The following is a 21,895-nucleotide window of genomic DNA, read 5'->3' as shown; positions in this document are numbered from 1 at the left end:
TCACTTCACCTGCATCTTCGTCTGGCCGGGCACGTTGATCTTGATCATCCCGCCATAGGCGCAGGTGCACATGGACTTGTCGGTGAGCGCCGGCTTGCCCTTGATGAGCACCGTGGGCGAGCCGGGCGTCCACGGCGCGGGCAGCACGGGCATGCACGGCATGGGGGTGAGCGCTCCCATCGCCGCGGCGGTGGCGGCGGCCACGGCGGGGTTGGCCAGGGACTGGCACATGCCGAAGGGCGGCACGTTCATGCCCGGGATGTTGTCCATGATGGTGGCCGCTGGCGCGGTGGCGTTCACCATGTTGGCGGGGGGCACCGACAGCGTCGAGGGCGCGAGCCCGAAGCTGCACTGGAGCATGGCCCCGGACGCGACCTGGATTCCCATCAGCGTGACTCCACCCGGGCGCGCAGCGACGTGAGCGCCTGGAACAGGGGGTCCCCCGACTTCAGCTTCAGGGAGCCCGTGAGGTACTGCGCACGGCACCACTCCTCGTCCACCGGCCCGTCCTGCTGGCCGTCCAGGCGCCGCGCGTGGAGCGCGAAGCGCTCGATGCGGTCCGGCAGCGCGTCCGCGCCCAGGGCCTGCTCGATGCGGCGGCGCACGTCCGCGTCGCTGACCTCCGTGCCGGGGGGCAGGTCGCCGGTGAAGACGAGCAGCACGCTGCGATACGCGCCCGCCATGCCGCTCACCGGCACGGCCAGACCCACCGCGTCCAGCCGGGGGCCAGGAGGCTCGCGCAGCACGGCGGCGGCCTCCGCGAAGAGGAACACCCGGCCCTCGCGCCGGGGCTCACGCCCACCGAAGTGGTGATACTGGCCGCGCACCCGCGTCAGGACGACGTGCGCGGGCGGCCGTCCGGCGTCGGGCAGGGGGGTGAAGAGGCCCGTGTCCCCCGCGGCGTCCTGCCCGCTGTCGGTGAAGTCGCGCAGCGCCCAGGCACGTCCGGGCGCGGGGGCGATGTCCGTGTGCACGTCCGCCGCCACGCGCCGCTGCGAGCAGAGCACCGCGCCACCCCACGCCGGGTCCACGCACACGTTGCCGCCGGGCACGCTGGCCAGCCCGGTGGCCTTGAGCGCGTCGCGCCAGGCGTGGAAGTCGAAGGGCGCCTGCGGATCCCGGAACCACAGGCCCACGTTCTTCAGCGGAAGCCGCGCACGGGCCACCAGGTCGCGCATGGCGGGCGTGAGCCCCAGGGCGCGCACCGGATGCTCGGTGAGCAGCGCGGGAGAGACCTCCAGGTCCGCGGGCTCCACGTGCAGGAACGTCGCGCCGCGAAGCAGCGTGGTGAAGTACAGCGCCGGCAGGTGCTGGAGCGGGTGGAAGCCCGGCGCCGCCAGGTGGTCCCCCGGGTTCAGGCCGAAGGTCAGCAGCCCATCCACCAGCGCGCTCCTCCACGCGTCTCCGGCGGTGAGCGGCACGGGCACGTCGCTGGGGTCCGCCAGCGGTGAGAAGAGCAGGCCCACCGGCTCCGCGGGCTTGTACGTGTACGACGCGAGCGCGGGCGGCACCTGCGTCTGGAGCGGAAGGAGCAGCGCGGCGTGCTTGCCCAGGAGCGGCGCTTGGTGGGGCTCCGCGGCGACGTGCTGGGGCGCCAGCGCGTCCAGCCTGCGAGCCACGAAGGCGCGGGCCCCGGGCGGCAGGAGGCTCACGCACGCGCCCAGGCCCAGCGCCGCGCACAGCGACACCATCAGCTCCGGGCCGGGCGGCAGCAGCAGGCACAGCTTCGCGCCGGGCTTCACCCCCAGCCCCGCCCAGGCGGTGGCCCGCCGCGTGGCCTGTTCCTGGAGCTGGCGGTAGCTCAGCGTGCGCCAGCCCTGCGTCCGCGAGTACGTGCGCAGCGCGATGCGGTCCGTGGTGGCGTGGCGGGCCACCAGGTCGTGGAAGAAGTCGTGGTGCTGGCCGGTGCGGCTCTTGAAGGGCGTGCTCCGGCCCGCATGGATGGGGGCCATCGCGGCGGCGAAGCCGTCCGGATCCTCCCAGCTTCGCGCGAGCCACGCGGGCACGCTGTCCGGAGGCGGCTGGGTGCCGTCGAACGCGGCGAGCACGACGCGTGGCTCGAAGGTCATGGGGAGGACCGCGGCGCGGGTTCCGGGGGGAGCAGCTCGCGGGTGGGCACCGGCTCCACGCTCGTGTCCGGGACGTACTCCGGCTGCTTCTGGAACTCCTCCAGGCGCAGCTGGGGCACGGGCTCCGGGAGCACCTCCATCCTGGGCGGCGGCTCCTGGCGGAACGTCACGCCCAGGAGCACCCGGGCGATGGGCGTGCCCGGCGTGCGTCCCAGGCCGGGGCCCGCCAGCGCGTGGAGCTCCAGGCCTTCCGACAGGGGGATGCGCCCGCCGCCGAGCACCTCCACCGCGGGCTGGTCCATGTCCGCGGCGAAGGCGGCCTTCACCGCCAGCTCGCCACGCAGTCCCTGGCCGGCTGTCGTCACCCCGGCGCCCAGGCGGAACTCCAGGGCCTGTCCGGAGGCGCTTGGCGCGGAGAGCGGGTTGCGCGAGCGCAGGAGCACGCCGGCCTCCAGCGCCGGCTTGAGGAACCCCACCTGCGTGCCCATGGCGGCCAGGGCGCGCACGCGCAGGCCGGAGTCCCGGCCCAGCACCGCCGCGCTGCCAATGGGAAGGCCCAGGCCCAGGTCCATGGAGAGGTCCACGGGGTGTTCGTCGCGGCGCGACAGCAGCCCCAGGCGCGCCTGCACCTCCGGGGTGCCCAGGCCCTGGGTGGCCAGCGGCGTCAGGCCCAGGGGCGCGGGATCATCTCCCTGCTGCCACAGCACCACGGGCACCTGCGCACCCACCTCCAGCCACGGCAGCACACCGTAGCTGCCCGCCAGGACGGATGAGGCGCGGTTGCGCACGGCTTCCAGGCGGCGCTCGCCATTGAGGAGCACGAGCGGCAGCTGCTGGTACTGGCCCACGAGCCCCACGCTCATGCCGCCGGGCACCAGCAGTTCGCCGTTGCGCATCACCGCGGTGCCCCGGCCGGGGTTGAGCTCCAGGTGTTCCAATTCGAAGCCGGGCAGGGCGGACTGGGCCCAGGCGGGCAGGGCGCACAACAGGACCGCGGCGGCGGCGCCGTGCACTGACAGGAATTTGGGCATGGGCATGATGGCGCTCTGAACCGCTTCTGGCGGGACGCGCTCCCCCGGACTGTCATCATACCCAGACAGCGATGCGAAACATAGCCGTGCCCGGCGATGTAAATGAGCAGGGAATGGGTCGGCGCCACCCTGATGCATGGGGTTGGCGACCTGGTTGGTTGGGCTGTTTCAGTTCATCGGCAATTCCACGATGAAGGTCGCACCCTGTCCGGGTTGGCTTTCCGCGCGCAGGGTGCCGTGGTGGGCTTCGACAATCTGCCGGGTGATGAAGAGGCCCAATCCCAGACCTCCGTAATGTCTTGTCGACACGGCGCGGGTGAACTTCTCGAAGATGGCCTGGAGGCTTCCCTGCGCGATGCCGATGCCTTCGTCCCTCACGCTCAGCCTGGCCTGACCCAGGCCCTTCTCCACCCGGAGCGTCACCGGGCGCCCGGCGCCGTACTTCAGCGCGTTGGACAGCAGGCTGCTCACCACCTGGTCCAGCCGGTGGTGGTCCCACTGGCCCATCGCTCCCGGGGCCGCATCGACGATGAGCTGGCAGCCTGCCTTCGTGGCTTGTGACTCGAAGCGCTCCACCACCTCGCGCACCACGTCCGCCAGGTCCACGTGCTCCAGCCGCAGCGGCGCGGAGGGGCCCGTGAGCTGCGTCACCTCCAGCAGGTCGTTGATGAGCGTCGTCATCTTCCGGATCTGCCCGGAGACGCCCTCCGCGGTCCTCGTCACGCGCTCGCGCAGCGCCTCCAGCGTCTGGGCGGACTGCGCGTCCCGCACCAGGGACTGGAGCTTGAGCTGCAACGGCGTCAGCGGCGTCTTCAGTTCGTGCGACGCCACCGTCAGGAACTCGTCCCTCAGGGACACCGCGTGCTGGAGCTGCGCCTGCGTCTTGCGCAGCTCGGAGACGTCCTGGAGGGCCAGGAGGACCGCTTCCGGATGCCCGTGCTGGGCGGGCAGGGGGGCTGCCTCCACCAGCAGGGAGTAGTGCCCGCTGGGCGTGTGCCAGATGACCGGCTCCCCGTGGACGGGCGAGCCCTTCGCCGCCCGGACGCCCGGAATCTCATCCATGCTCAGCTCGCGGCCCTTTTCGTCCGTGAAGCGATGCACCCCTGAGTAGGTCTCCGCCCGCAGGCCCCCGGGGAACTCGCCGCCGGCCATCTGCCGGGCCGCCTGGTTCGCGAAGACGATGCGGCCCGTCCGCGGCGCCACCAGGATGAGCGCCACGGGCGTCCGGTCCAGCACCGACTCCAGCCACTGCTGCTGGTTCCTCAGAGACGCCGCCCACTCCTCCAGCTTCTTCCGGGCCTCCACCCGCTCCGTCACGTCGATGGCGAACGACAGCACGGAGTCCACCTGGCCCGACAGGTCCCGCAGCGGCTGGCAGACGAGGTCGAAGCGGCGCGTGGCCTCCACCCCCTCGCCCTGGAAGTCGGTGGTGACGGCGATCTCCTTCTCCATCACCGGCTCACCGCTGGTGTAGGCCTTCTCCAGCATCTGGGCGTAGTGCATATCCTGGGGATGGTCCATGTCCCTGGCGGAGGTGCCCAGCAGCTCCGCCCCCTGCGACAGCCGCTTGTAGAGCGGGTTCACCAGCGTGAAGACCTGCTCCTTGCCGGTGAGCAGCGCGATGGACGCCGGGGCGCTCGTCAGCACGGCGCTCAGCCTCGCGCGCTCGTTCTCCGCCCGGGCCTCCGCCTTCTTGCGGTCGGTGATGTCCTCCGCCGTGGACACCCACTCACGGATGGCGCCCTTGTCGCCGAACACGGGCACGGCCCGGCCCACCACGTCCCGGTAGCCCCCGGCGTGGAAGCGCAGGCGGAACTCGCCCCGGTAGGAGGCCTTCGTGCGCAGGGACTCCACCCAGCCGCGCACCACGCGCTTGCGGTCCTCCGGGTGGATGGCGGAGAGCCAGCCCAGCCCCAGGTGCTCCTCGTGCGTCTGGCCCGTGAACGCCAGCCAGCGCGGCGCGGGCTCCACCACCTCGCCCCGGGCGTTGGTGGTCCACACCGGCTGCGCCATGGCCTCCACCAGCGAGCGGTAGCGTTGCTCACTGACCCGGAGCGCGTCGTGGGCCCTGCGCTGCTCGGTGACCTCCGCGACGATGACGCCGATGCCCAGCAGCACGCCCGCCCCCGTGCGCACCGGGTAGTAGCTGACGAGGAAGTGGCGCTCCACGCCCACCTCCTTGGAGGTGGCGCCGCTGACCTCCACCGTCTGCAAGGTCCCGCCCTCCAGGACGCGCTGGTACTGGGGACGCAGCGTGGGCCACAGCTCCGGGACGATCTCCTGCACCTTGCGCCCCAGGTGGGCCGCGCGCGGGATGCCGTTCATGGCGGCGAGCGCGTCGTTCACCTCGACGAAGCGCTGGTCCATGTCCACGACCGCGAGCCCCACCGGCGTGCTCGCCACCAGCGTCTCGAGCAGCAGCCGGGAGTGCGCGTCGGTGATGGACTCGGTGGACTCCGGGTCGAAGCTTGCGCTGTGACTCTCCACGCGCGCCTCCTCTGAACCCGGCCCTTCCCGGCGAGCTTGGAGGCAGGGCCCCGTAACGCCGCCTCCCACCATGGGAGTGGCCTGACCTGGAGGGTGTGCATCCCCGGCACTCGCGGGCAATCCGCGCCCGCCTGGAGGCGCAGCCGCTGATTGGCCGCGCCCTCATGGACAGACCCCGAGGAGGCATCCCAGGCTGCTCACCCTCCATAGGCAACCACTTCATCCCACCCACCCCACAGGGCAGGATCACATTCAGATTTGACGCACTGCAAGTCAAAGGCTGACTCGCCCGAGGTGTTGACGTCCGCCAAGCTCGTGGTTCATTGTCTGCCACTCGTCGCGTGTCGCATGCGGTGGAACAGGCGGTTCTGCGGGGTACCGGGGGGTGCCGTGACGCAGCAGCTTGAAACCAGACATGGCGTTGCCCTGGAGGGTGCCATCGCGTGATACGCGAGATCCTCAGCGGCCTGCTGTGGCAGGGCCGGTTGGCCTTGCGCAGCGGCGACGTGCGTGTCTTCGCCGCGCATGGCTACGTGGACGAGGGATACCGGCCCTCGCGCGTGCCGTTCTTCTCCGTCGTCGGTCCGCTGGGCCTCTTCCCTGAACCCGAGCGCGAGAACGGCCGCACCGGCGTCGCCACCGTCCGCGTGCCGGGCCACCTCATCGGCACGCCTCGCGCCGCCGCGGACAGCGTGCCTCCGGGAGGCGCGCTCAAGCTGCGCCTGGATGGCCGCGCCATCGTCACGCTCACGGGCCTGCCGGGCGGTTCGTTCGCCTCCGCCGCCACCGGCCCCACGCTCACCGCCGCCCTCAACGCGAAGCTGGCGGAGGCGCTCACCGGCGGCCTCTACCAGGAGCCCACGGGCGCGCCGCTCACGGACCCCTTGCTGCTGGACGCGCTCGCCGACGTCACCGCGCGCTGGGACGTGGAGGGCCGCCGGCTCGCGCTCAGCTCCGACACGGGCATTGCTTCCATGGAGTTCCGCTCCAGCGTGGAGGTGCTGCCCGTCACCGGCAGCATCGCGGGCCCGCTGGGCCTGGAGCCTCCGGAGCGGGCCCAGGAGGGCAGGGCGTTCCTGAGCAAGCTGCGCGCGCCCAAGGCCATGGCCATCGACGTGCAAGTGGACCTGTGGGCGGGCTCGCAGGTGGACCTGGCGTCCATCATGGACACGGTGGCGCTCTCCATCCCCACGCGCGGGCAGATGGTGCTCCGCCCGTCGCTCTTGGCCGAGGACGTCGCCGACGGCGCCACGACGCTCCGCCTCCTGGCGCGCGGCGAGCCCACCACGCTGCTGTCCCTGGCGCACCTGGAGTCCAGCGACCAGGGCCTGGAGCGCGCTCGCGGCGGACGCGTGGACCTGACGCCGGGCGCGTCCTTCCTGCCGGCCTCCGAGGGCCTGCGCCTGTCCGGCACCGGCACCGCCTCCGTCCTCGTCTACCCCCTGCCCGCCGTGCCGGATCCCTTCCACGCCGACAACCCGGCCCCGGACGGACTGGCGCTGTCGCTGGGGCTGCGGGTCGCCTCCGGCGCGGTGGCCGCGCAGACGCTGCCGGTGGCCGTGCTGCTGTCGCAGGGGCAGCCGGTGCTGCGGCTCGTCGTCCGCTACGAACAGGTGGGCACCCGGCTCATGGGCGAGGTGGTGGCCACCGCGACGCTGTCCCAGGGCAGCGGCACGCAGGTCGCGGAGACGCGCTGGCGCCTTCCGGCGGAGCGGCTGGAGGCCGGCGTGGTGCTGCACGCGCGGCTGGAGGCGGGGGAGGGCGTGGTGTGGCTGTCGGCGGACGGGACGCCGCAGCCGCTCCTGGACGCGGAGGCCACGCCCGCGCAGCCTGTCGCCGCGCCCGGCGTCACCGTCGCCGCGAGCGACATGGTGCTCACGCTGGGGGCGCAGACGGGCACGCCGCTGGACTTCACGGTGGACCACCTGCACCTGGTGGCGGAGCCGGTGGGGCCGTTGGATCCGGCGCTGCGCCGCAGCGTCACCGCGGCGCCTCGCCTCAAGGTGGGCGACGTGGTGGTGCTGGGCGCCAGCGAGGATGGCTACCGCGTGGGCAAGCGGCGCTTCCAGGCGCTGGTGCTGGGGCTGGACGGAGACGCGGTGACGCTCAGCAAGCCCGTGGAGGGCGCCTGGGCGCGGGGCCGCACGCTGGTGTTCCAGGAGGAGTGCTTCTTCTTCCAGACCCAGCTGCGCCGCCGTGACGACCTCTTGAACCACCTGTACCGCTGCAGCGTGGACTACCGCGTCTCCGCGCTGATGGACGAGCCGAACCCGCGCACCAGCGCCCGACTCGTCGAGAAGCCCCAGGTGGACCTCATCGCGCGCGGTGCCTCGCGCGGCGCCAGCGGTCACCCGGGAATGACTGTCACCGAAGCGGATACCGCCAGGCGCGGGACCATCTGAAACCAGGAGGATGAACGTGGCTGAGCGATTGCATCCGGGCGTCTATGTCGAAGAGATCAGTGCCGGTGCGCGCCCCATCGAAGGGGTGGGCACGTCCACGGCGGCGTTCGTCGGCCGCACGGCGCGCGGCATCCCGGGCCTGGCCCAGTTCGTCACCGGCTTCGCCGAGTACGAGCGCGCCTTCGGAGGCCACGAGCCCGGAGAGGCGGGCCTCGTCGCGCAGGCGGTGGAGGCCTTCTTCGACTCGGGCGGACGGCGCGCCTACGTCGTGCGTGTGCTGCCCTCGGACGCGGTGGCTGGCGCGTCCGCGCCCCTCGTCTCCCGCGCGGGCGGAGGCCTCAACGCCCTCACGTTCCTCGCGCGGGGCGCGGGCGAGTGGTCCGACTCCCTCCGCGTCCACGTGAGCGACTCCATCAACTTCCCCAGCGAGGCGTTCCGCGTGGAGGTCATCTGGACGGAGGCCGGGGCCACGCGCCGCCTGGAGGCGTTCGAGGACGTGCGCATGGATCCGTCCAGCGAGGACTACGTCGCCGACCGCATCAACGACATCTCCCGCTACATCCGCGTGCGCGACGAGTTCCAGCTGAAGCTGGCCTCGCAGCCGTCCGGCGCGGTGCTCGTGCCGGGCGTGCCGCCCAAGCTCAAGGCCGCCGTGCTGTCGGGCACCAAGTACAGCCTCTATGACGGCGGCAAGCTGCAGATCTCCACCTGGGACGAGGCGCAGCCGGACCTGCCCCGCACGACGCTGGACGTGCCCATCACCCAGGCCCTGGTGACGACCGCGGTGCCGGCCGCCGCGTTCGCCAACGGCCGCACGCAACTGGACGCCTCCCAGCTCAAGACCTTCCTCACCCAGGCCGTCACCGCCGCGGGGCTCACCAACACCCTCGTCATCGGCGGCACGGACTCGCCGGAGATTTCGCTGAAGGTGGCCACCGGGCCCACGCTCACCATCCCCAAGCCCTCGGGCGCGACGTACGACCTGGACCCGGAGAACGCGAAGATCACCGTGGGACCGCCCGGCGCCACCACGGTGGTGCCCATTCCCATCCTCGCGGGGGACGCCAACGCGGTGACGCCCGCGGAGCTGAACCACTCGCTGGCGGTGGCGCTGGCCGGCAAGGTCGCGTCGGTGGTGACGGACGGGCAGGGCAACACCGTCATCACCGGCCTGCCCACGGCGGCGGGCACCTCCACATTGTCGCTGTCCGCCACGACCCTCACCGGCACGCCCGCCGCCGGCACCGCGGGCCTGACGGCGGAGACCTTCGACGGCTTGCAGTTGTCCATCAGCGAGACGCTCCAGCCCACGGTGCCCACCATGCTCCGGCAGCTGGGCTTCGCGCCGCGCGCGCGGGGCTACTCGAACGACTCGCCCGCGAACCCCACCGTGCGTCCGGCGTCGGTGTCGAACGTGCGGCTCTTGGGCGGCGACGACGGCACGGGCCTGCTGGACACCTCCGACTTCGCGGGCGACGCGAAGCTGCGCACCGGCCTGCACGCGCTGGACACGGAGGAGGTCAACATCGTCGCGCTGCCGGGCAAGAACGAGGTCGCGTTCATCTCCACCGGCATCGCGTACTGCGACAACCGGGGCGACTGCTTCTTCCTCGCGGACGGCCCCGGCGGCGTGGACAAGGACTTCGTCGTCGCGCCGGACGACGCGAAGCAGTTCGTGGAGGGACTGCCCGCGCGCTCGAAGAACTCCGCCATGTTCTACCCGTGGATCCGCGTGGCGGACCCCGTGGGCGTGGGGCGCAACCCCACGCGGCTGGTGCCGCCGTCGGGCCACGTGGCGGGCCTCTTCGCCCGCACGGACACCACGCGCGGCGTGTGGAAGGCGCCCGCCGGCATCGAGGCGTCCATCTCCGAGGCGCTGGGGCTCCAGTACTCCGTCATCGACGCGGAGCAGGACCTGCTCAACCCGGTGAGCCTCAACTGCCTGCGCCAGTTCCCCGGCGTGGGGCTGGTGTCGTGGGGCACGCGCACGCTGTCCCCGGATCCGGAGTGGCGCTACATCCCGGTGCGCCGCACGGCGCTCTTCCTCAAGGAGTCCCTGCGGCGCGGCCTGAAGTGGGCGGTGTTCGAGCCGAATGACGAGGAGCTGTGGGGCCGCATCCGCGTCTCCATCGAGTCCTTCATGCTGGGGCTGTTCCGCCAGGGCGCCTTCCAGGGCAGCACGCCCGAGGAGGCCTTCAGCGTCGTCTGCGACCGGAGCACCAACCCGCAGGAGAACGTGGACGCGGGCATCGTCACCGCGCAGGTGGCCTTCGCGCCGCTGAAGCCCGCGGAGTTCGTGGTCATCGAAATCAGCCAGAAGAGCCTGCTGGCGGCCTGATGCCCACGCCCGTCCCCGCCAACGCCCGCAACCCGCTGCGGACCTTCCGCTTCCGGCTCCGGATGAGCACGTCCGCGGCCGGGGAGTACGTGGCGGGGGTGCGCTCCGTGTCCGGCCTGTCCGTGAACGTGGGCGCCTTCGAAATCTGGGAGGGCGGCAACAACCTGCACCGCTACGCCCAGCCCCACAAGGTGAACTGGGATCCGCTCGTGCTGGAGCAGGGGCTGGCGCTGGACGACACGCTGGAGCGCTGGGCGCGCGCGGTGCTGGAGTTCGCGCGCACCGGCAAGTCGCCCGGCGAGCCGGTGAAGCGCGACCTCTTCATCGACCTGTGGGACGCGTACGCGCACCCCACGGAGGTGCCCACGCCCGGAGGCATGGAGGCGCGCATCCGCAGCTTCCACGTGCACAACGCGTGGGTGAGCAAGTTCCACGCCCTGCCCAAGCTGGACGCCATGGCGGGGGAGGTGGCGCTCCTGTCGCTGGAGCTCACCCACGAAGGCTGGGAGCCGGTGCCCCGGCCCGTCCTGTCCAAGCCGGCGACGACCCTTGCGACGCCCTGACGTCCCCATTCGAGGAGCCACGCCATGCCCCGATTCGTCGAATCCACGAAGCGCGACCCGTACCGCAACTTCAACTTCCGCGTGCTGTTCAACAACATCGAGGTGGCCGCGTGCCGGAAGATTTCCGGCCTCACCGGCACCGTGGAGGTCGTGAAGTTCCGCTCCGGCAACAGCACCTCCACCGTGGACGAGCTGTCCCCGGGCCGCGTGCACTACGAGCCCTTCACGCTGGAGGCGGGCCTCACGCAGGACACGACGTTCCGCGACTGGGCCCTCCAGCTCATCCGCCATGAGGCCACGCCGGGCTTCCGCGCCGCGGAGCCGGACTACCGGCGCACGGTGGAGATCCTCGTCTACGACCTGGATTTCAACCGCGCGGTGAAGAAGTTCGTGCTGCGCAACGCGTGGGTCTCGAAGTTCACCGCGATGTCGGAGCTGGCCGCGGAGGCGAACGAGATCCTCATCGAGACCGTGGAGATTCAACACGAGGGCTTCACGCTGGAGGCGGTGACCTGACGTGCTCCTCGAGCCTCCCAGTCCGGTGCTGCTGCCGCACGGCCTCTTCGACGAGGACGGCCGCTGTCACCGTCAGGGCGAGCTGCGCCCGCTCACCGGCCGCGAGGAGTGGGCGCTGGCCCAGGCCGGCGAGCGCCCCGGCCCGCGCGCGGTGAGCGCGCTGCTCGCGGCGTGCCTGGGACGGCTGGGGGACTATCCGCGCGTGGACGCGGAGCTGGCGGCCTGCCTCACGCGAGGGGACCGGCACCACCTGGCACTGCACCTGCGGGCCCGGATGTACGGGGACCGCGTGACGCTGGTGGCGCGCTGCCCCGCGCCCGGCTGCGAGGCGATGGCGGACGTGGACGTGCGGCTGTCCGCGCTCTCTCCGGAGCGGGCCGTGGAAGCGCCGGAGGTGCTGAGCGTCGCGCTGCCGGAGGGCCGGGCGGAGGTGCGCGAGCCGACGGGCGAGGACGACGCGTTGCTCTCGGAGACCCAGGGCCCGCGCGCGGAGCGGTCCGCGCTCTTGTGGTCCCGGCTGGTGGTGCTGGAGAGGCAGGCGCTGACCCCTGCCGCGTGGCTGTCGCTGCCCCCGCGCTCGCGGCACTCGGTGGCGCTGGCGCTGGCGGAAGGCACGTCCGCGCCGGACCTGGGGCTCCTGGCGCGCTGTCCGAAGTGCGCCGCGTGGCTGGAGCTGGAGCTGGATCCGTTCGCGTTGCTGGCGCGCGAGCTGCGGGGTGGGGCGGCGCGGCTGGAGACGGAGGTGCACGTGCTGGCCTTCCACTACCACTGGTCGGAGGCGGACATCCTGGCCCTGCCGCGGGCGCGGCGGTGGCGCTACCTGGAGCTGCTTCGCAACGAGCTGGAAGGCCGTCCGCTGGTGGATGGCTGGAGCTGACGAGAGAGGACGCACACGCCATGGCCCCACCCCCGGTGCAAGGACAGGTCGGACTCACCCGCCGCGAGATGGAGCGGGAGCTCGCGTGGATGCTGCGCAGCGTCCCGGAGAACCCCAAGGAGTTCATGAAGCTGCTCACCCAGACGGTGGTGGCGCTGATGGACAAGAACAACGAAGCCATCGCGCGTGGCCTGGCCCAGCGCGAGTCCACCGGCACCGGCGCCCGGGGCAACGGATGACGCGCAACCTGGACCCGACGCTCATCGCGTTCGACCAGCAGCTCCAGAAGGGCATGCTGGTGACGCTGCCGCAGACGGCGGACGACAAGAAGTCCGAGCCGTCCGTGCGCGCGCTGCGCTTCCAGTACAACCCGGAGACGGTGACGCGCACGCGCGCGGGCCAGTGGGAGACGAAGCCCGGCAAGACGCCCGAGCAGACCAAGGTCCTCACCGACGGCCAGCGCGGCGGCGGCCTGCACGCCAAGAGCGAGACGATTGCGTTGAAGCTCGTCTTCGACGTGACGGAGGCTCTGCTGCGCGACACGAAGGGCGCGGGCACCCAGGGCGTGCTGCCGGAGCTGGCCATCCTGGAGGGCATGGCGCTGGGCAAGGACCAGACGGGCGAGGAGGAGAAGAAGCCCGCGACGAAGCTCGTGTCGCTCAACCCCACGGAGCTGCTGCTGATGCTGGGGCCGCGCACCTTCCCGGTGGTCATCACCGGCATGACCATCGTGGAGCAGCGATTCGACCCGGACCTGTACCCGCTGCGCGCGGAGGTGGACCTGCGCATGCGCATCCTGGAGGTGGGGGAGAACGCGGCGAACAACAAGGTGGCCCAGGCGTTCGCGAACCTGCGCGACATGCGCCTGCGGATGGAGGACCTGGCGGTGGTGAAGGGCGCGGACGCGAGCACCCTCATCGCGCAGGCCCTGGCGCCGCAGGTGAAGCTCAACGGAGCGAGCTGAAGAGACGGCCATGAGCGACCCCTCCTCGCGACACAAGGACCTGCCGACGTACGCGGTGCCGCTGGGCCCGGAGGGCGCCACGGTGTCGCTGTACGTGCCCCGCGTGGCGCCGCGCGTGCCCACGTCCCTCTTGCACAAGGTGGTGGCGGGGGACCGGTTGGACCTGCTCGCGCAGCGCTACTTCAGCGACCCGTTCCAGGCGTGGCGCATCGTGGACGCCAACCCGACCTTCGAGCCCGAGGCGCTCCTGGTGCCGGGCACGGTGCTGCTCATCCCGGAGAAGCCCTGATGGCGGAGCAGCGCGCGGCGTTCCTCCAGCTCTGGATTGACGGGCAGCCGGTGACGGACGCCCGCAGCCGGGTGTCACGCCTGGAGGTGGACGAGCGCACCGACGACGCGTCGTCCTTCCACCTGTCCCTGGACATGGCGCCCACGGACGCGGGGGACTGGGACGCGCTGGCGGACGGCCGGTTCGCGCTGCTCAAGCGCATCACCATCAGCTTCGGGCTGGGGCTTCCGGACAGCGAGGCGCCGGACGTGCAGGAGGTGGTGTTCGACGGGTACATCACGGCGGTGGAGCCGTACTTCGGCCCGTCGCGCGTGCCGGACTCGTCGCTGGAGGTGTACGGGCTGGACGCGTCGTGCCTGATGCACCTGGAGGAGCGCACGCGGTCCTTCAGCGGGCTGTCCGACGCGGGCATCGTGCGGCAGCTCTACGGTGAGTACGGCTTCGCGCTGGACGTGCAGGAGACGGCGCCGGTGCGCGACCCGGCGCGCGCGGTGGTGCTCCAGCGCGGCACGGACGCGTCGCTCATCCGGTGGCTTGCCAGGCGCAATGGCTACGAGGCCTTCGTGGAGCGCAAGCAGGGCCCGGTGGGCGCGGGCGCGAACGCGGCGGCGGAGTGCGTGGGCCACTTCCACCTGCCCCGGCCGGCCGGACCGAAGCAGCCGGACCTGTCGCTGATTCCTCGCTCCACGCCGTCGGTCATCGAGTTGAAGGCGCGCTGGGAGAGCCACCGGCCCACGGAGCTGCGGAGCGAGCACATCGACGAGCGCACGCGGCGCATCCGCACCTCCACGGTGACGGAGCCGCGCTTCCCGCGCATGGGGACCACCAGCCGCGCGGACATCCTGAAGGCGCGCATGGCGGCGGTGCTGCCCAAGCGGCCGCAGACGAAGGCGGTGGGCCTGCAGTTCGTGGACGTGCCGCACGACGTGCCGGAGGTGGAGAACCTGGCGTGGGCGGACTACCGCGAGGCGGACTGGCTGGCGGAGGCGACCGGCACGGTGCAGGGGCTGCGGTACGAGCGCATCCTGCGCGCCCGGCGTCCGGTGGGGCTGGTGGGCGCGGGGAAGTTGATGGACGGCACCTGGTACGTGCGCGGCGCGCGGCACCGCTGGGTGTGGGCGGAGGCGCTGGCCCGCTACGAGGTGGACGTGGACCTGGCGCGCGACGCGCTCAACGGGGTGGCGTGATGGGACGCGGCCTGCACTTCCCCTTCCAGTTGGGAGACCTGGGTACGCCTCGCACGGTGGGGCCCACGCAGGTCGTCCGGCAGCAACTGGAGCAGCTGCTCTTCACGCTGCCCGGCGAGCGGGTGAACCGGCCGCGCTTCGGGTGCGGAGTGCAGCGGATGGTGTTCGGCGCGGCGAGTCCCGAGGCCGCCGCCGCGGCCGAGTACATCATCCGGCTCAACGTGCAGGAGTTCATGCGCGACGTGGTGCGCCTGGACGCGGTGAAGGTGAGCGCCGAGGACGCGACGCTCTACGTGGACATCCTCTACACGCTGCTGGCGACGGGCGAGGAGCACGCGGAGCTGTTCCGCCGGGACCTGGAGGCGCCGCCGTGAGCGCGTGTCCTGCTGACATTGTCGCTGGAGGTGTCGCTGGCTGCGGGCGAGGTGCACGCGGAGCCGTTTCGCTGCGGTTTGGTGACTTCGCCGTGAGCGCGCGTGTCCTGCTGACATGGCCACTGGAGGCGTCACTCGCGACGGGTGAGGAGCATGCGGAGCTGTTCCGCCGGGGCCTGGAGGCGTCGCTGTGAGCACGCGCGTCCTGCTGACATTGCCTCTGGAGGCGTCGCTCGTGGCGGCCCAGGCCGCGTTGTCGGCGACGCCTCCGGGCGAGGTGGAGTGGGTGCTGCCCTTGGGCGAGGGCGTGCTCACCACGGACCTGGTCGTCGGCACTCCGGCACATGCGCTGCGGATCACGGGCAGCCCGGGCGTGACGCTGAAGCTTGAGGGCGGAACGCTTGAGGTCACCGGCCTCGTCACGGGCCTGTCGGGCGTGACGGTGGTGGCGGTGGACGCCGGGTTGGTCCTCCTGGGGACTCGGGTGGAGGTGGCGGACGTCTCGGTCAGCGCCAACGCTTCGGGTGACTGCGCGGCGCTGAGTGTGGAGACGCCGGACGGCACGGTGGCCATCGACTCGCTCACGGTGATGGCGGCGAAGGGCGAGGACGCTACGGGGCTCCGGCTCCTGGCGGCGGAGGCCCGGGTGACTGGGCTCTCCATCGGGGGCGTGGAGGCCACGGTGGGTGAGGCTTTCGGCGTGCGGGCGGTCTGCCAGCGTTCGCAGTGGGCGGACGTGTCCGTGCGGGACGTCGTGGGCGTGGGCGCTGGCGTGGGCTTGGAGCTGGCGGGCTTCACTCGCGCGGACCTGTCCGGGCTCACCGTGTCGAAGGTGTCTGGCGCAAGCGCGACCGGTGCTCGGGTGCTGGTGGCCCGGGAGGAGGGCGAGGGTCTGTCCGCGGTGGACGTGTCCGTGAGCGACGTGACGTCGCTGGGGTCGGAGTGGGGCGCCGGCCTGGTGGCGGCCTCGGTGGGTGCGTTGCAGGTTCGCGGCTTCACTGTGCAGCGGGTGCAGGGGGCGTTCGCGCTGGGCCTGCTCGCGCTGGGTGGGCGGGGCATTGAAACGGGCATCGGGCAGGTGGAGGACGTCGCGGGCGGTTCGCTCTCAACGGGCATGCGGGTGCTGGGTGGACCTTCCCTGGAGCCGGTGGCGGTTCGCGATGTGGAGGTGAGCCGCGTGTCGGCCGCGCCGGTTCCGGTGGCCTCGCAGCCGGCATCGGCCTGGTCGGACTGGCTCACCGCCGCGCTGGACGCCCTGCTGGCTTCGGTCGTGGGGCCGCTCACGCTGCCGGTGTTCCCCTCCGACGCGGACGTCGTGGGCCTGCACGTGGCCGCGCCGCTCGGTGGCCTGGAGCCGGTGCTGGACGTGGGCACGCCGGGAGAGATCGCCGTCGAGGACTGCTCCCTCTTCGTCATCACCGGCACCGCGCTGCAGCTGGAGGGCGGTCTGCGCACGGCGCTGGTGCGGCGTAACGAGGCCTGGACGTCCGTGCACTCGGGCTGGCTCCAGGCCGAGCAGTTGCTGCTGGCGCAGCTCTCCTGGCACCGGCATGTGCACGGGCTGCGGCTGGGGCCGGGAGAGATCCGCGCGTACGACTCGCTGTTCACGGCGATTGGCGGCGCGCCCTTCGTGCTGGAGACGGACGCGGAGCTGTCCGCTTCGCCCGCGCTGTTCGCGCAGGGCGCGGGGCTGCCGTTCCTGGAGGTGGGGCCGCTGCCGTACCGCACGCCCGGTGCTCCGGAGGTGCCTCCAGTGCTCCTCACCGGTGGACTGCCGCTCCCGGAGACCGTGGACCTGCGGCTGGTGCCGGATGCGGCCATCTCGCGCGCGGCGGTGCCCGTGCCGGGGGATGGGCCTCGCGATCCGGCGCCGTTCGTGGGCGCGTGGGCTCCGGACGTGGTGCCGGGATGTGACGTGCGGGATCCGCAGCCTCGGCCGTGGCTCTCGGCTCCGGAGCGTCCCGCGCCTGGGGCGTTGGTGGACTACCGCGCTCGCGACGCGCAGTCGCTGCTGGCGGTGATGCTGGAGCGGGCCCGCACGGTGATGGCCCCGTGGGAGGACCGGGGGCCCGCGGACTTCACGACCATGCTGCTGGAGGCGGTGGCCGCGCAGCTCGACTCGCTGGCGTACCAGCAGGAGCGCGCGGTGGTGGAGGGCTTCCTGGAGGACGCCCGGCTGCGGCGCTCCGTGGAGGACCACGCGCGCGGCCTGGACTACGTGCCGGACCCCGGGCTCTCCGCCACGGTGATGCTGCGGTTCCGGTTGGATCCCACGGCGCTCGCGGCGCTGGTGAAGGCGCGGCTGGAGGAGCTGCACCTGCCGGTGCTTCCGCCCGGCACCACCGCGCTGGAGTTCCTCACCGGAGGCGGCGTGCTGGAGATTCCGGCCGACACGCTGGTGGCGAATGCCAGCACGGATGAGCACTCCCTCGTGTTCGTCACCGAGTCGCCCCTGTCGTACTTCCCCCGCCTGGAGTCCGTGACGCTCGCGGAGTCCGTGCAGCCGGGAGACACCGGGGCCACGCTCGCGGGCCTGTATCCGGAGCTGGAGCCCGGCCGGTGGCTCATCCTCTACCGGGGACGCGGCGAGGGCGGGCACGTGGTGCGCGTGACGTCCGTGGCGCTCGCCACCGATACGACCTTCGTCGGGTGGGATCCCCGCCGCTTCGCACCGGAGGCGTTCCTGGCCCCAGGTGACCCCGCGCCCGGACCTCGCGCGACGGTGCTGGGGAACGTGGTGCCCGCGCATCACGGACTGCCGGTGACGCCGCTTCCGGAGGGCTTCGAAGCGGACTCGGCGGAGCCCTTCGCTCGCAGCCTCGCGCAGTGGCGCGCGCTGCTGTCGCCCGTCGTGGACGGCAGCCAGGAGCGCGAGTGGGCCCTGCCGTTCCACCCCGTCAGCGTCCAGGCCTCCGGGTATCCGCTGCCGGGCGAGACGTCGCGGCGCGGGACGCCCCAGCTCCAGGTGAGCGTGGAGGACGACCCGTGGACGCTGGTGGACGACCTGTCCGTCCAGGGCCCGGGGGATGAAGTCGTCGTGCTGCGCGCGACCCCCACGGGCGGTGCCAGCCTGCGCTGGGGCGATGGCGTCAACGGCGCCGCGCTGCCACCCCGGGAGACGACGCTGGGGCTGTCGCTGCGCATCGGCCTGGGGACGGTGGCCAACGTGGGCGAGGGCGTGCTCACGCGGCTGCTCCAGGTGCCGTTGGATCCGCAGCGCTCCGCGTCCGCGGGCGAGCTGCTGGCCCAGTCGATGGACGACCTGCGCCTGCTGGTGCGCGTGGACAACCCGCTGCCCGCGGTGGGGGGGCGCGATCCGGAGTCGCTCGACTCCATCCGCTACCGCGCGCCGGCGGGTGTGTCGCAGCCGCTGTCCGCCGTCACCGTCGAGGACTATGTGCGGATGCTCCAGCAACTGCCGGAGGTGGCCGGGGCTTCCGCGCGCGTCGTGAGCCGGGACCTGCGCACGGTCATCCGCGTGACGGTGCTGCTGCGCGACGAGGACACGCTGGACCGCGACGAGCTGCTGCGCCGCTGGGCCGGAGTGCGGCGGCGGTTGGAGGAGATCCGCCTGCTCGGCGTGGACGTGGAAGCGCTGCCGCCCAGGTGGGTGCCGCTGGATCTGGACCTGGAGGTGGACGCCGCGCCGCACGCGCAGGCGGATCAGGTGCGTGACGCGGTGGTGGGCGCCATTGCCGGAGATGGGGGCTTGTTGGATCCGGACCGCTCCGGTCTGAACGGCGACGTCCAGCTCGCGGACCTGTACCAGTCGGTGCTGCGCGTGCCGGGCGTGACGGCGGTGCGGGTGAAGCGCTTCCGCCGGCTGGAGCCCCACGCGCAGGAGCGGCTGGAATCGGGCGTCATTCCCATCGGGCCGGAGGAGGTGGCCACCGCGCGCGGGGGTTACTGGCCGGGCTCGGAAGGTGTCCTCACCGTGCAGGTCTGCGGAGGGCTGCGATGAGCCGCGTTCCTTCCACGCACCAGGCGCTGACGCATGAGCAGCTCCGCATCCGGCTGGGAGAGTCGGCGCGCGTCGTCTTCTCCCGGCTGGACGAGGCACCGACGTGGAACCCGCTCGCGTACGCGGCACCGTCGTCGGTGGACCTGGGGCGCGGGCTGCTCGACAGCGTGGCGCTGGCGCTGCATGTGCTGTGGACGTACCAGCAGGCGTGGGCGGAGGAGGGCTTCCTCGCCACCGCGCGGCTGGAGGACTCCGTCTCCAAGCTGCTCGGGCACATCGGCTACCGGCCGAGCCCGGGCACCGCGGCGGTGGGGCTCCAGCACTTCCGATGCAAGGCGAACGTGCGCGGCACGCTGCCGGCGGGGACGGCCGTGAACTCCGCGGCGCAGGGGGAAGAGGCCGCCGCTGTCTTCGAGACGCTCGCGCCCCTGCGCCTGCTGCCGGAGCTCAACGAGCTTCGCGCGTTCCTGCCGCCTCGCACGGGCGCGGAGACGGGCACGGGGACGGGGACAGGTGGAGGCACGGGAACGGGGGGCACGGGCACGGGAGGTGGCGCGGGCGGAGCCGGTAGCGGCACCGGTGCGCCTTCCGGCCAGGCGGGTGAGCCCGGTGCTCCGGCGCCCACGGGTGGCATCTTCGGGCCGGGGTCGGTGGTCGCGGGGCTTCAGGATCGCATCGAGGTGCAGCGCCACGGTCCGCTGGAGGAGCGGCGGGTGGCTCGAGCGAAGCAGGATGCCCGCAAGCTGGCGTCGCTGATGAAGACGCTGGACCTGGGCGGGGACGCCGCGTGCAAGGGCACCCTGGACGCGCTCTGCGAACAACTGTGCGAGGCCCAGAAGGTCGTGGCGCAGGCGGTGCCTCCTCCCGGCCGTCCCGTGGGCGCGTTGTCCGAGTCGCAGGAGATCCTCGCCCGCCAGCTCCGGAATCTGCAGAAGCGGCAGGCGGAGGCCCTGGCCGCGCTGGAGGCGGCCCTGGCGCCATGCGCGGACGAGGACCCGGCCCTGCACGCCGTGCGGTTGGACAAGATGGTCACGTTCCTGGATGCCTTCGTGAACAGCCTCATCCAGGAGGCGCGGGATCAGCTCGTCATCCTGAAGGGCAGCGAGGCGCTGAACCGTGCGGACCTCGCCTTCGGCGCGGAGGCGGGGGCGGCCCGGCCGCTGGGCGTGGCGGGGGCGGGCACGGACACGGTCTATCTGCTGGCGCTGACGGATGCGTCCGGGCTCACGTCGCAGGAGCCGCCGGTGCGTCCGGGAGACTGGCTGGTGCTGGCCGAGGACGTGGAGCGCCTGGGCCCCGGCGGCGCGAAGGGCACCGAGCGGATCTACCGCGAAGCGCTGCGCGTGCTGCGAGTGCGCATGGAGATTCCGCCCGGGCAGCGCACGCCGATGACACAGGTGACGTTCCAGCCGCCGCTGTCGCGCGCGTACGGATTGGACCGGGTGGTGCTGCTGGGAAACAACACGCTCGTCAGCGAAGGCTCCACGGTGGAGGAGGTCGCCGTGCCCGCGCTGGACCTGCGCACGGTGCCGCTGCTTCACGGGCCGGTGACGTGGCTGCGCGACCCGAGCCACGCGGGAGGCCGCCGGCCGGAGGTGTCCGTCACGATAGGGGGACGCGCGTGGCAGCCGGTGGACTCGCTCCTGGACGCGGCGCCGGATGCGCTGGCCTTCGCGGTGGAGCCGCTGTCAGCCGGGGCCGCGCGCCTGCGCTTCGGAGGTGAGGACCACGGCTCGGCGTTGCCCCTGGGGGCGGAGGTGCGGGTCCGGTATCGCGTGGGGCGGGGGACGGGAGGCAACCGGTCCGCGCTGCGGTTGATGGCGATGGCGACGCCGCATCCCTGCGTGGAGCGGACGTTCAATCCACTCCCGCTGGCCGGTGGAACGGATCCAGAGGCGCCCGCGCTGGCGCGTGTGCGCGGGCCCGCCACGGTGGGCGCGATGGACCGAGCGGTGTCGTTGCCGGACGTGCTGGCGCTGACGCGGGTGTTCGACGGCGTGCACCGCGCGAACGTGTTCCGCGACGCCGTGCGCCGCCGGTCCTTGAAGGTGGTGGTGTCCGGCCCGGAGGGCGCGGCCCTGCGCGCATCCGACCTGGAAGCGCTGCACGCGCACCTGGCAGCGCGAGTGGCCCCCGGGGTGGAGCTGCACCTGGCCAACCGGCAGCGGGTGGAGGTGCGGCTGCGGGTGCTGCTGCGCGTGGTGAAGGGCGCGGATCCGGTCGCGGTGCTCCAGGAGACGCGCCTGCGGCTGGGCGTGGATCGCGACCCCGAGCGCGAGCTGGGCCTCCTGGATCCGGACCGGGTGGAGCTGGGACAGGATCTCCAGCTGTCGGACGTGTACGGCGTGCTCGCGGGCATCGATGGACTGCGCTCGGTGGTGGTGCAGCGGCTGCACCGTGAAGGCACGCCACCGGCCCTCTTCGAGCGCATCGCGACCGCGCCAGGAGAGCTGCTCGCATGGGCACCGCCGGCCGGCGAGAGCGACGGCGTCGCGCTGTCCTACGAGGAGGCCCAGGACCTATGAGCCACGCCTCGCCGCGCTGGACCGGCTCCAGGCCCTCGGATGGGGGTTCTGTCCACATGGATGAGAAGGTGGGAAACCGGCTGGGTCCCCCCGTCGGCGGCGACCCTCATGAACTGGTCCGACTGTCGGACCAGTTGGGGAAGCCGGGGGCCAGGGGGGCTCCGCGCCGACCGGTCAGTGGAAACCTGTCCGACTGTCGGACCAGTTGGGGAAGCCGGGGGCCAGGGGGGCTCCGCGCCGACCGGTCAGTGGAAACCTGTCCGACAGTCGGACCGGCTTGGCGAACCGGGGCTGGCGGGATGCCGCCACTCC

Annotated in this window: 16 protein-coding genes; 12 read left to right on the top strand and 4 right to left on the bottom strand. The window is 72.5% G+C overall.

Features of this window, described 5'->3' with window-relative positions:
• From JYK02_RS35600 to JYK02_RS35585, 4 genes are all read right to left on the bottom strand, one after another.
• Entirely contained in the window at positions 1-387 is a 387-nt protein-coding gene (locus JYK02_RS35600) for a DUF4280 domain-containing protein (protein WP_207057411.1), read from the bottom strand.
• Positions 387-2,069 (bottom strand): AMP-binding protein, encoded by a 1,683-nt coding sequence (locus tag JYK02_RS35595; protein WP_207057410.1) that lies wholly within the window; start codon positions 2,067-2,069, stop codon positions 387-389. The genes JYK02_RS35600 and JYK02_RS35595 overlap by 1 nt, the downstream gene beginning before the upstream one ends.
• Complete coding sequence (locus tag JYK02_RS35590; RefSeq protein ID WP_207057409.1) at positions 2,066-3,106, bottom strand: hypothetical protein; 1,041 nt, start codon at positions 3,104-3,106, stop codon at positions 2,066-2,068. Before JYK02_RS35590 ends, JYK02_RS35595 begins: the two co-directional genes overlap by 4 nt.
• Positions 3,107-3,268: 162 nt before the next feature.
• Positions 3,269-5,587, bottom strand: coding sequence for a PAS domain S-box protein (locus JYK02_RS35585; protein ID WP_207057408.1), 2,319 nt, complete (start codon positions 5,585-5,587; stop codon positions 3,269-3,271).
• A 443-nt stretch (positions 5,588-6,030) separates the two neighbouring features.
• On the opposite strand from JYK02_RS35585, the gene JYK02_RS35580 reads away from it, so the two are divergent.
• The 12 genes from JYK02_RS35580 to JYK02_RS35525 all read left to right on the top strand — a co-directional run bounded on the left by JYK02_RS35580 (position 6,031) and on the right by JYK02_RS35525 (position 21,583).
• Entirely contained in the window at positions 6,031-7,989 is a 1,959-nt protein-coding gene (locus JYK02_RS35580; RefSeq protein ID WP_207057407.1) for a hypothetical protein, read from the top strand.
• Positions 7,990-8,005: 16 nt separating this feature from the next.
• A complete protein-coding gene (locus JYK02_RS40855) occupies positions 8,006-10,327 on the top strand; it encodes a phage tail sheath subtilisin-like domain-containing protein (RefSeq protein ID WP_207057406.1) in 2,322 nt (773 codons plus the stop codon).
• On the top strand, positions 10,327-10,890 hold the full coding sequence (locus JYK02_RS35570) for a phage tail protein (protein ID WP_207057405.1): 564 nt from the start codon (positions 10,327-10,329) through the stop codon (positions 10,888-10,890). The genes JYK02_RS40855 and JYK02_RS35570 overlap by 1 nt, the downstream gene beginning before the upstream one ends.
• Before the next feature lie 24 nt (positions 10,891-10,914).
• Positions 10,915-11,406, top strand: coding sequence for a phage tail protein (locus JYK02_RS35565; protein ID WP_207057404.1), 492 nt, complete (start codon positions 10,915-10,917; stop codon positions 11,404-11,406).
• A 1-nt stretch (position 11,407) separates the two neighbouring features.
• Positions 11,408-12,283: a hypothetical protein gene (locus JYK02_RS35560; RefSeq protein WP_207057403.1), complete on the top strand. Its 876-nt coding sequence runs from the start codon at positions 11,408-11,410 to the stop codon at positions 12,281-12,283.
• A 20-nt stretch (positions 12,284-12,303) separates the two neighbouring features.
• Positions 12,304-12,522 (top strand): hypothetical protein, encoded by a 219-nt coding sequence (locus tag JYK02_RS35555; protein ID WP_207057402.1) that lies wholly within the window; start codon positions 12,304-12,306, stop codon positions 12,520-12,522.
• Positions 12,519-13,247 (top strand): hypothetical protein, encoded by a 729-nt coding sequence (locus JYK02_RS35550; RefSeq protein ID WP_207057401.1) that lies wholly within the window; start codon positions 12,519-12,521, stop codon positions 13,245-13,247. The genes JYK02_RS35555 and JYK02_RS35550 overlap by 4 nt, the downstream gene beginning before the upstream one ends.
• Before the next feature lie 10 nt (positions 13,248-13,257).
• Positions 13,258-13,536, top strand: a complete 279-nt coding sequence (locus JYK02_RS35545; protein WP_171417096.1) for a tail protein X — start codon at positions 13,258-13,260, stop codon at positions 13,534-13,536.
• Complete coding sequence (locus tag JYK02_RS35540; RefSeq protein WP_207057400.1) at positions 13,536-14,723, top strand: phage late control D family protein; 1,188 nt, start codon at positions 13,536-13,538, stop codon at positions 14,721-14,723. The genes JYK02_RS35545 and JYK02_RS35540 overlap by 1 nt, the downstream gene beginning before the upstream one ends.
• A complete protein-coding gene (locus JYK02_RS35535; protein ID WP_207057399.1) occupies positions 14,723-15,097 on the top strand; it encodes a GPW/gp25 family protein in 375 nt (124 codons plus the stop codon). The genes JYK02_RS35540 and JYK02_RS35535 overlap by 1 nt, the downstream gene beginning before the upstream one ends.
• Positions 15,098-15,287: 190 nt before the next feature.
• Positions 15,288-19,058, top strand: a complete 3,771-nt coding sequence (locus JYK02_RS40850; protein WP_207057398.1) for a baseplate J/gp47 family protein — start codon at positions 15,288-15,290, stop codon at positions 19,056-19,058.
• Entirely contained in the window at positions 19,055-21,583 is a 2,529-nt protein-coding gene (locus JYK02_RS35525) for a hypothetical protein (RefSeq protein ID WP_207057397.1), read from the top strand. The genes JYK02_RS40850 and JYK02_RS35525 overlap by 4 nt, the downstream gene beginning before the upstream one ends.
• Positions 21,584-21,895 lie beyond the last annotated feature (312 nt).

The sequence above is a fragment of the Corallococcus macrosporus genome, assembly GCF_017302985.1.
GTDB lineage: Bacteria > Myxococcota > Myxococcia > Myxococcales > Myxococcaceae > Corallococcus > Corallococcus macrosporus_A.
Note: the sequence above shows the minus strand (reverse complement) of the source record. Positions and strands in the feature narration are given on the sequence as shown.

Excerpts from the sequence above, each read along its gene's own strand:
- JYK02_RS35600 (WP_207057411.1), bottom strand. The coding sequence starts at position 387 with ATGGGAATCCAGGTCGCGTCCGGGGCCATGCTCCAGTGCAGCTTCGGG.
- JYK02_RS35595 (WP_207057410.1), bottom strand. The coding sequence starts at position 2,069 with ATGACCTTCGAGCCACGCGTCGTGCTCGCCGCGTTCGACGGCACCCAG.
- JYK02_RS35590 (WP_207057409.1), bottom strand. The coding sequence starts at position 3,106 with ATGCCCATGCCCAAATTCCTGTCAGTGCACGGCGCCGCCGCCGCGGTC.
- JYK02_RS35570 (WP_207057405.1), top strand. The coding sequence starts at position 10,327 with ATGCCCACGCCCGTCCCCGCCAACGCCCGCAACCCGCTGCGGACCTTC.
- JYK02_RS35565 (WP_207057404.1), top strand. The coding sequence starts at position 10,915 with ATGCCCCGATTCGTCGAATCCACGAAGCGCGACCCGTACCGCAACTTC.
- JYK02_RS35555 (WP_207057402.1), top strand. The coding sequence starts at position 12,304 with ATGGCCCCACCCCCGGTGCAAGGACAGGTCGGACTCACCCGCCGCGAG.
- JYK02_RS35550 (WP_207057401.1), top strand. The coding sequence starts at position 12,519 with ATGACGCGCAACCTGGACCCGACGCTCATCGCGTTCGACCAGCAGCTC.
- JYK02_RS35545 (WP_171417096.1), top strand. The coding sequence starts at position 13,258 with ATGAGCGACCCCTCCTCGCGACACAAGGACCTGCCGACGTACGCGGTG.
- JYK02_RS35540 (WP_207057400.1), top strand. The coding sequence starts at position 13,536 with ATGGCGGAGCAGCGCGCGGCGTTCCTCCAGCTCTGGATTGACGGGCAG.
- JYK02_RS35535 (WP_207057399.1), top strand. The coding sequence starts at position 14,723 with ATGGGACGCGGCCTGCACTTCCCCTTCCAGTTGGGAGACCTGGGTACG.
- JYK02_RS35525 (WP_207057397.1), top strand. The coding sequence starts at position 19,055 with ATGAGCCGCGTTCCTTCCACGCACCAGGCGCTGACGCATGAGCAGCTC.